General features: G+C 51.9%; 6 protein-coding genes. 2 read left to right on the forward strand and 4 right to left on the reverse strand.

The features are described 5' to 3' along the window. The coding region (locus tag ACTF5Z_RS10595) for a cation:dicarboxylate symporter family transporter (protein ID WP_438985602.1) at positions 1–410 on the reverse strand (410 nt) is incomplete at its 3' end. After that, entirely contained in the window at positions 410–1,423 is a 1,014-nt protein-coding gene (locus ACTF5Z_RS10600) for a D-cysteine desulfhydrase (RefSeq protein WP_438985603.1), read from the reverse strand. The genes ACTF5Z_RS10595 and ACTF5Z_RS10600, both read right to left, overlap by 1 nt. A gap of 204 nt (positions 1,424–1,627) precedes the next feature. Here ACTF5Z_RS10600 and ACTF5Z_RS10605 point away from each other — a divergent pair, with 204 nt between their 5' ends. Further along, positions 1,628–3,733, forward strand: coding sequence for a TonB-dependent receptor (locus ACTF5Z_RS10605; protein WP_438985604.1), 2,106 nt, complete (start codon positions 1,628–1,630; stop codon positions 3,731–3,733). A 204-nt stretch (positions 3,734–3,937) separates the two neighbouring features. On the opposite strand, the gene ACTF5Z_RS10610 is transcribed toward ACTF5Z_RS10605, so the two are convergent. Beyond that, a complete protein-coding gene (locus ACTF5Z_RS10610) occupies positions 3,938–4,756 on the reverse strand; it encodes an SDR family NAD(P)-dependent oxidoreductase (protein WP_438985605.1) in 819 nt (272 codons plus the stop codon). A 33-nt stretch (positions 4,757–4,789) separates the two neighbouring features. Further along, positions 4,790–5,200: a nuclear transport factor 2 family protein gene (locus ACTF5Z_RS10615; protein ID WP_438985606.1), complete on the reverse strand. Its 411-nt coding sequence runs from the start codon at positions 5,198–5,200 to the stop codon at positions 4,790–4,792. Between the two features lie 270 nt (positions 5,201–5,470). Here ACTF5Z_RS10615 and ACTF5Z_RS10620 point away from each other — a divergent pair. Next, on the forward strand, positions 5,471–7,153 hold a 1,683-nt coding region (locus ACTF5Z_RS10620; protein ID WP_438985607.1), incomplete at its 3' end, for a glycoside hydrolase family 3 protein.

Genomic DNA, 7,153 nt, shown 5'->3' on the forward strand with positions numbered 1-7,153 from the left:
ATGTTACCCTCGGCCATCGCCGACACAATGTTAGGGGGTATGAGTTGAGTAAGATCTGGCGTCGCCGATACGGACCCAGTAAGGCCCTCCGTCAGCTCCAAATCGGGCATAGGGACGACCGACACAAACCGCATAATTGCAAGCCCCAGAGGGACTGCAGCAACCGTAGTGCCCACATACCAGATTAAGGCATAAGCCCCCATGCGACCCGCAGTACCAACATTCGACAGCGATCCCACCGCGTGCGTGATCGAGACCAGCACCAAAGGCACCACCAGCAACTTCAAAGCCTGCAAAAACAATAGACCAATAGGTTTTATTACAGTGCCAAGCTGAGGCGCCAGCAAACCAAGGACAGTGCCGGCCCCTAGGGCCAACAATGTCAAAAACCAAAGAGGTCTAGAGCGCATCACTTGCGATAATCTGGCACGCCAAACTCATTGCGATAGGCAAACAATGCCTGGCTTCCGCCCGTGTGTAAAAACACAACGTTTTGATCCGCAGACCATGTGCCTTGGCGAATCAAGTCAATTAAGCCGGCCATCCCTTTCGCAGAGTAGACTGGGTCTAACAATATACCCTCAGTTCTGGCCAACATTTCTATGGCTTCGATACTCGCCGACGTCGACAAACCATAACCATCGCCGACATAACTGCAGTTAACGCGAACATCGTCGGCTTTAACGATCGCACCCAACCCCATGTGTTCTGACGTCGCATTGGCAAGCTTAAGCACATTGGTGTGCTGAATTGCATCGGGCGCTCGAACACCGATACCCAGTACAGGAATATCGGCTCTTGCACCAACCATCCCCGCCACTAAACCCGCTTGAGTTCCCGCGCTCCCCGTTGCGTGGACCAGACAGTCTATCGTCAAACCCATATCATTGGCTTGTTGCGCTAATTCCAAAGCAGCATTCACGTAACCTAATGCGCCGGTGGGGTTAGATCCGCCGCCCGGAATAATGAAGCACTTCCGCCCTTGCTGCTCTAAACGATTAGCTAGCGCTTCCATTGCCCCATTCATGTCGGTGCCAGCCGCCGTGTAGTGCAACTCGGCACCGACAATGTGATCAAGCAGCACGTTGCCATTGAAGTTGTAATCAGCATTCTCGGTTCCAACACGATCTTCCAAGATCAGCTCACAATGCAAACCACATTTCGCAGCGATCGCCGCAGTTTGGCGCGCGTGATTAGACTGGGTCGCTCCCTGAGTAATAATCGTGTCGGCACCCTCTTTTAAGGCCTGCCCCATCAAAAATTCCAGTTTTCGCGTCTTGTTACCACCGCCTGCCAGGCCTGTACAGTCATCGCGCTTAACCCAAAGCTGGGGGCCACCCAACAGCTCGGTCAAGCGAGGCATATGCTCTAACGGCGTTGGTAAATGCGCAAATTGAAGCCTAGGGAAACGCGATAACTTCATAATTTAATCCAAAACAAAGTAAACAAGCGTCGATCATATTCTCGTGTCAGCCAAGACACCAATGCTTATTTTGAACCGAGCGATACCTTCGACGCATGGGGCCTATACTGATTTGTATCCGATGCCGTAGAAATTGGCATTGGTCAAACAAAGTCCCCAATGCCTACCATGAATGCGTCTAAAAACCATTGTGGGGATCACAGAATGAAAAAAACCAGCGTAGCTATCGCAGTAAGCGGGCTCATCGCCTCCAACGCTTTTGCCCAAATGCAACTTGAAGAGGTGGTTGTTACCGCGCAAAAAAGAGCGCAGAGCCTGCAAGATGTGCCTATTGCCATCAGTGCCTTTACCTCTGATGACTTGAATCGTATCAACACCGCAACTTTAGCAGATCTGCAGTACTCAACGCCCAACCTAACGGTTAGCCCGAACGGTCGCTCGAACTCGAGCATCGGTATTCGCGGCGTATCTGACTTTTCCCGCAACCCAGGCTACGACAACCGAGTAGGCGTGTATGTCGACGGCTTGTTCGTGGGACGCTCGGCGGCCGCAAACCAAGCCACTCTCGATCTTGAGCGCATTGAGGTGCTGCGTGGCCCTCAAGGCACTCTGTTCGGAAAAAATACGGTCGCCGGGGCCATCTCACTCACCACTAAAGCCCCAACGAATGAGCTGCACGGCTTCGTTAAAGCCGAGATCGGCAACTACAGCCGCCAAGCCATCACCGCTATGGTCAACGCACCACTTAGCGAGTCGCTTTTTGCCAAAGTCATGATCAACGACACACAGCGCGACGGACACGTCAGAAACCTGTTCACGGGCGGTGATCTGAACGGTTTAGATGATCAGTCAATCCGCTTACAGTTACGCTATGAGAACGACACCACAAACGCCACACTATCGGTAGACCGCGATGAGCGAAAAGCCCCGTTCCACGGCCGCGAAGCCCTAGTCGACGCTCCTGCCTATGCACCAAACCCCTATGAAGTTCGCTTTGACGAACCTCAGCGCCAAGACATTGAACTCGAGGGCTTAAGTTTGGTTGTAAACCACAGCCTAGACAACGGCATGGAATTTTCGTCTTTGACGGGTTATCGCAAAACCGACTTCAGTAATAATGCGGAAGAGGACTACACCGACTCGCAGGTGATTACCAGCGCCTTCAGTCGTGTCACGAGTTCTTTAGGGGAAGTAAGCGAACACACTTCGCAAGAATTTCGCTGGGTATCAGCGGCCAGCGACACTATGGACTACACCGTTGGCCTGTACTACTTCGACCAAACCAACGAATCGGATAGCAGTGCTGCCCTTCTGGGCGGCGTAGCCAGCGTATCCGTGCCGGCAAAGGTTGACGTCACATCCTATGCAGCGTACCTGCACGGTAACGTACAACTCTCCGAGAAACTGCAGTTCACGGGCGGCGTGCGCTACACCTACGAGAAAAAAGACGTTCAATTTGATATCAGCGACACGACCGGTTTGTTCACTAACGCTTCCTACGCTGACAATTTTAGCACCGACGACATCTCGCCAAAGCTCGGCCTAAATTACTTTATGTCTGATGACACGATGCTTTACGCAAGCTATGGCCGCGGCTTTAAAAGCGGTGGCTGGAATGTCGATTTCGTCAGCACCCTGGAACAATTGGCTTTCGGTGACGAATCGGTTAACAGCGCCGAGGTGGGTATTAAAACGACGCTTTGGGATGGTCGCGCACGCATCAATCTAGCCTATTTTGATGCGCAATACGACGATTTCCAGGTGCGCCAGTTCGTTGAACTGTCCAACGGCGGTACCGTAGCGACACTGACTAACGCAGGCGAAGTGACCAGCTCGGGTATCGAGGCGGATATCGAGGTACTTCTCACCGAAAATCTGACCTTCTGGGCCACGTACGGATACACTGATAGTGAGTTCGACTCGTTTAAAGACGGTGGCGGTGCGGGCATTGACTACGACGGCAACAAGCTTGCAGACGCACCCGAAACGACCTACAGCATCGCGATTGAAGCGCGCTTCCCAGTCGCGAGCGGCGAAGTCGTAGCGCAGGTCGACTACAACTACCGCGACGATTTTTTCACCAACCCCAACAATGCTGCGATCAATACGGTCAAAAGCTACGATCTCGCCAACGCACGTATCGGCTACGAGCCAAACTCGGGTGGCTGGTCAGTGCACGCTTGGGTTAAAAACCTGGCCGATAATGACGACATTATCTATGCCAGCCGTTCTTTCTTGGGCCTTCCGCGTGGCACCTATATAGAACCGCGTATGACGGGTTTGACCCTGCAATATCATTTTGGAGAATAGGCTTAATTAATAAGATCCTGCGCGACTCTTGGGTCGCGCAGTACTTCACCAGTATTCAAAAATTCAGCAGCACCCATAACCACTTAACATCTGTTTGCCCCAGGGCTTTAGTAAGACAAAAGACCGCATTCTGTCGGTTTGTGAAAGTCCTCATTTAACTCGTATTTAAATCTATACGTCTTGCTCAACCCTACCTAGAACGGTTTAGATTGAGCTACGTAGCACTTTGTGTAGCTGCGGCGCAAAAATAATCGTTTTATCGTGATACGCCATCGCCTCTTCAGTCGTTGCCAGCCAGCGAATCACCTCTGCCACATCCGCGGGATCGGTAGGTCCGAATCGAGCTGCGGCGTCTTCGCCAAAGTGATTGGCCTTCATGACTTGGGTGTAGACAAACCCTGGTTCCACGTTAAAAAAACGCAGACCTGGCTCTGTATGCTCTATGCGTAACGCGGGCACCATACGGATCAATGCCGCCTTCGAAGCTGGATAGGCAAAACTCCAACCTCCCTGATCAACTGGGACAGGTGGATTATTAACTGCCGAGCCGGAGACCATATTCACAATGACCCCACCACCGCGTTCGACCATGCTTGGCAACACCTTTTGAACCGCCATGGTCGGCGTCGTGACATTACCGGTAAAAATTGCCTCCACCTGATCCATTTCAACATCCAAGAAGCGCGCGAGATTACCCGGCCCTTGGTAACACGCATTGTTAAACAACAAATCGATAGGACCCAAGGTTGCAACCGCTTCATCAATGGCGGCCAAAACAGTGTTGGGCTTTAGAATGTCGGAGGTTAAGCACAAGGCCCTACCACCGACTTCCTCGATACGTGCGGCTGTCATCTCTAAACTGCCTGATAGCGAGGTCGTTACCGCACCGTAGGTGTGTTCACTGCCCTCCTTTAGCGTGCGCGCGGTAATCGCAACATCATAGCCGGCCTTCGCTAATTGAACGGCTGTTTCTGCTCCAATGCCACGGCTTGCGCCGGTGATGAACGCAACTTTTCTAGTCATACAAAATTCCCCTCAAGCCAGGGACAACGCCCCTCACGAGTACAAGGCAGTGTCCGATACCCAAATCACGTGGACATCCCGACGAGCATACTTGTACACCCCATTTTCTTGGCGAATCTCCTCATCATATCGAATGGCCATATCCAACTTGCGCGCAACGCCATCTTTTTCGTACAAGTGATTCGCAATGCTGTAGGTCTCACCCCGGTAAACCTCGTCCTGCCACTCGCCCAACTGGTTACCCACCATGTGCATGGTTGCCGAGAAGTTGTCTTTTAAGAAACCCAATTGCGCCTCAAAAGCGGCTGCTCCGTCGCACTGCCATTCGGGACCGGTTTGCTTAAAGTCCTCGGTGACGATGTCTTTAACATCAGAAAAGTTTCGTTTATCGCAGATACTGGCGTAGCGTAAGGCTAATAGCTTTTCAATTCGTCGTGTGCTCATAACCGGTCTCTTTGTTATTCGATTTATGGTCGTCTTTGTGCGGGTCTAGCTTAACCGAGATCGCAGGGCACGGAATAACCCATATGGATCAGACCAGAATACTCAGGCGCTGCCGCTAATCCGCTGAACATTTGCTTGCATTCGGGGTCAGAAGGCTGAGTTTAGTCTGTTGATACGCGACTAAACTTGCTTTTTACACTAAAAAGCTCTATTTTGGCCAAGTGGCCTTACCAAATTGGCGGGCATTAAACCTTCGGCGGGAGCAAAGGCATGAACAGGGTAACAACCAAACCGATTCGAGAATACAACCAAACTGATAAAGCAGGACCGAGTCGTCTCTTAGTTTGCGCATTGGCTTTGCTACTCACGGGATGCGCTGACTTAACAGACCAACACGCAACCAGCGAACCGGCCGCCTATACTCAACCCCAGCTCGTCAAAGTCGCCAAGCAATACTTAGAAATCGACGGCTATACCTTCAAAGACCTGAACGACAACTCAAGCCTAGACCCCTACGAAGACTGGCGCCTGCCAATCAGCGAACGTGTGGGCGACCTAGTAGCTCGCATGACCGTCAATGAGAAAGCGGGCATGATGCTGATTCAAACGCTAAACGCTGAATCTCAAGGCTTGCTGCCCGACAAGGCCGAAAAATTTGTCAAGCAAGAGTATATGACACGCTTCATCTTTCGCAATCCCGTCGTGCCCAACCCAGACCGCTCAGCGCCCTCAGGCCGAAGTGGTGCCCAAATTACGCCCTTCGAAGCAGCAAATTACACCAATGCTATTCAAGCCTTGGCCGAATCCACCCGCCTGGGCATTCCGGCCTTGTTCAAGTCCAACGCACGCAATCACTATGAACAAGATGCACGACCTGGAATTAACTTATCGGCGGGTTCGTTCTCGACCTGGCCTAAAGAAGCCGGCCTTGCGGCTACACGCGACCAAGACCTAATACGCGAATTCGCTAATATTATGCGCCAAGAATGGATCGCGATCGGCTTACGCGGCATGTACGGTTATATGGCGGATTTATCGACCGAACCCCGATGGTATCGAGTACACGAAACATTCACTGAGGATGCTGATCTCGCCGCAGATATCATCACTACCTTGGTCACGACGCTTCAGGGCGAACAACTCAGCAACGAAAGCGTGGCACTTACTATCAAACATTTCCCGGGCGGTGGTCCGCAAGCCGGGGGCGGCGATCCCCACTATCACTTTGGTCGCAATCAAAGCTACCCGGCCGGTCAATTTGATTCACATCTCAAGCCCTTCGTTGCCGCTATCGACGCGGGAACCTCATCAATCATGGCCTACTACGGCATACCCGTAGGGCAAGATTATCAACCCAATGACGTCGGCATGGCATTCTCAAAAGGCATCGTGACCGGGCTATTACGAGAAAAACTAGGATTCAAAGGCTACGTGAATTCCGATACCGGTATTATTGGTCCCGTCGGCGCAAACCGCGCCTGGGGACTTGAGGACAAATCGATCGAAGAGTTACTGAGCCTAGCAATCCATTCTGGCACCGACGTACTGTCCGGTTTTGATGACCACAGTCAAATACTGTCTTTGGTCGAGAGCGGTTTAATCAGCGAAGAGCGACTCGACCTCTCTGTCGCACGCTTACTCAAGGAACAGTTTGAATTGGGATTATTCGAAAACCCCTATGTCGATCCCTATGCTGCAGCCCAGCTAGTGGGCAATCCAGAATTCCAAGCCAAAGCGGATCTTGCCCAACGTAAGGCGATCGTGCTGTTAAAAAATGAAAATGACCTCTTGCCCATCAAAGCAACAGGCAGGTCAGCGCGCCTATTCACCTTAGGCGTCGATACAAGTATGCCATCAAGAGACGGTGTCTTGATTGAGAGCGGTGAAACCAATCCAGAAGCTGTCGGCAATGCCGACTATGCTCTCATCCGCGTAACCGTCACCAACCCCGTC

This window comes from Aequoribacter sp. (assembly GCF_965659035.1).
Lineage (GTDB): Bacteria > Pseudomonadota > Gammaproteobacteria > Pseudomonadales > Halieaceae > Aequoribacter.